The 3,310-nt window shown below is 49.1% G+C and carries 1 protein-coding gene; it reads right to left on the reverse strand.

What is annotated here, in order from left to right; all coding sequences use genetic code 11:
* Positions 1-3,310 (reverse strand): FG-GAP-like repeat-containing protein (locus tag QUB51_RS23505; protein WP_333263473.1); only part of this gene is annotated, 3,310 nt, incomplete at both ends.

Below are 3,310 nucleotides of genomic sequence, written 5' to 3' on the forward strand. Positions count from 1 at the left end.
TCGGCGTGGGTGTCGGAGTACCAGTTGTCGGCGTCGGCGTCGGCGTCGGAGTACCAGTTGTCGGCGTTGGCGTCGGCGTCGGAGTGCCAGTTGTCGGCGTTGGCGTTGGCGTCGGCGTCGGCGTCGGAGTTGGCGTCGGCGTCGGCGCTACATCGTTATCGGCGATCGCCACTGTCACCCCTGGAACCACAACCTCATTATACTTAGCATCACCACCACTCACACTGTGAGTGATAGTACCGCTGTGCGCGCCTTCGACAACCGTATCATCAACAGCTTTCACCGTAACGGGTTGAACGACATTCCAATTATCGGTAGTGAAATTCACAGGGGCGATCGCCTGAATCTGATTACCTGTTGTGAGAGTGATAGTAACAGGGGCGTAAGGCTGCGACGTTAACTTGATCCCATAATTGCCATCCGCGCCGCCTTCTGTAGCAGTTGTTTGCGTGGCAGAAATGCTGACACCTGCTGTGTCGTTGTCGGTAATCGCTACATTTACATCCTGAATTGCCGTGCCGCTATACTTAGTGTCGGTACTCGTAACAGTGTGAGCGATCGTCCCGCTGTGCGTACCTTCGGCTTTGTTATCGTCGGTAGCGGTGACAGTGACTGTTTTGGCAACATTCCAGTTAGTGCTGTCAAAGATAACAGGGGCGATCGCATTTATTTCACTTCTGGCATTAAAGTTAATGGTAACAGGAGCGATCGGCTGCGATGTTAATTTGAGTTCATAACTGCCCGTCGCGCCACCTTCTGTAGCAGTTGTTGCCGTGGGAGTAATAGAAATACCAGCCGTATCATTGTCCTTATTGCTAAGGCTAACATCCGCTGCATCTAGCTTATAATTCGGATCGTCGCTAACAGCAAGCGCTGTGACAATTTTGTAGTTAATATCGCCGTCAGCAATACTATCATTAACCCCTGTCACTGTCACCGGCTGCGGTGTATCCCAGTTAACCGGAGTGAAAGTTAAGCTATTAACCGAAACTGTTCCCTCTGCAACATTGTCACTGTTCAAACCGATAGTCACATTAGCAGTCGGCTTAGTATTCAAAACCACAGTAAAGTTAGCCTTAGTGCCATCTTCGCCCGTAGTTAATCCCACCGTCGGATTCACCGTAATTCCCGGAGTTTCATTGTCACTGTTGGTGACGGTGACATCATCAGGATCGAGGTTATTGTAATTAACATCGGTACTCACAGCAGCAGCCGTGACAATTTTGTAAGGTATAGGGCCATCAGCTACAGTTACCAAATCGTCAACACCACTGATTGTTATTGGTTGCGGTTGATTGTAGTTAGCAGGAGTGAAAGTTAAGCTATTAGTTGAAACTGTTCCTTCTTCAACATTGTCACTCCTCAAACCGATGGTAACGTCAGCAGTAGGTTGAGCGTTGAGTTTGACTGTAAATTCTGCCTTGCCACCAGCTTCACTTGTAGTTAATCCCGATATTGGGTTAACAGTAAAGCCAGCTTTGTCATCATTAGTAATAGTTGTGGTAGCGGTAGCAGTGGTAATTGTCGGGGTTACGCCTGGGCTGGTGGGATTTGACAGGGTAACGGCAATGGTTTCGTCGGGTTCAACTAGGGTGTCGCCTAATACATCGAGAGTAATGGTTTTGGATGTTTCATCGGCGGCAAAATTAATTGTGCCAGTAACAGCAGTTGCGCCTGAAGTGCCACCGATGTTGTTGTAATCGCTGACGTTTGTAGCTGTTCCGGCGATCGTATAATTGACGCTACTTGCCCCGCCTGTGTTGCCACTCCGAGTCGCAGTGAAAGTCAGAGGCTTTGTGCCGGTATTGCCTTCAGGAATGCTTACAGTACCGGCGGCTATGGCATAAGAAACAGTACCGTTTGCTGCAATAGTTAATGTTGTTTGTTTGGTTGTACCGGCAACGCCACCGGTGATTGTGCCAAAGTTGAGGATTGCGGTTTCGGCGTTCTCAACTATGTTGTCGGGTTTGATAGTAACTGCAACATTCTCAGTCAGAGTAGTAGTGCCGGCGGGGAATATAACAGTTGTAGGAGAAATGGTGTAGTCGGAATTTTGGGTGGCACTGCTGCTGGGGTCGATGACAATTGGTACCACAACATCGCCCAAAGGTGTGCCACCGCTGATGGTGATGGGGATATTAACTACTGTGTCTGTTGTTCCTTCTGTACCGCTGTAAGTTGCAGCCCCGAAATTAACTGTATTGGGTGTATTTAGTAGTACCGAAACGTTATCTGAACCGTTGTTCGCTACGGCCAAATCCGGGAGAGTGTCAGCATTAAAGTTGCCGGCAATAATGGAGTTTGGATCTGTCCCCGCAGCAAAGTTAATGGGTGCACTAAAACCGCCACTGCCATTGCCTACTAAAATTGCAGCGCCGTTGGTGCCTCCTACTGCTAAGTCAAGTTTGCCGTCTCCGCTAAAGTCATTTGCAACAATGCCTTGCAGCCCTGTCCCCGCGCTAAAATTAGTGACCGCCCCAAAGCTGCCCGTGCCATTTCCCAATAGAATTGACACATTGTTAGAGCCGGTGTTAACTACGGCTAAGTCGAGGAAATTGTCTCCGTTAAAGTCCCCATTAGCGATCGAATTTGGATTTTGCCCAGCCCCCAAATTAGTAGCTGCACCAAATCCGCCCGTGCCATTCGCTAAAAAAACAGAAATGGTGTTAGAGACACTGTTCGGCACAGCTAAATCGGAAAAAGTATCTCCGTTAAAGTCCCCCACTGTCATGAAAGCGGGAGTGGACTGCGGGCTCAAGTTAGTGCTGAAATTCAATGCCCCGCTGCCGCTGCTATTTGCCAGCAAAATTGTTACAGTACCAGAGGTACTGCCAGGGCTTGCATTGACTACTGCTACGTCTGAAAAGTTGTCGTCGTTAAACTTCCCAACTGCAACCGAGATAGGGGATACTCCTGTAGGATATGGAGTCGGGCTGCCAAAACCGCCCGTACCATTTCCTAAGAAAATTGAGAGGGCGGTACCAGTGCCGCTACCCACTACTGCCAAGTCGGGGAAATTATCGTTGTTAAAATTGCCGATCGCGATCGATGTGGGACTTGACACCGCCAAGGTAGGAATAGGCGCGGGATTAAAGCCACCCGTGCCATTTCCTAACAGGATGGAAACGTTGTCAGATCCTTGGTTTGTTACAGCTAGATCGGGTTTGCCATCCAGGTCAAAATCACCAGTAGCAATACCGTAGGGATTTGTCCCCGCGCCAATATTTTCCGCCGCACCAAAACTATTCAAAACATACTCGTAACCCGCTAATACTTCGGCTTCAAATACGAGTGGCGTTTCTATTGAACC

The organism is Microcoleus sp. AT8-A3, assembly GCF_036705675.1.
Lineage (GTDB): Bacteria > Cyanobacteriota > Cyanobacteriia > Cyanobacteriales > Microcoleaceae > Microcoleus.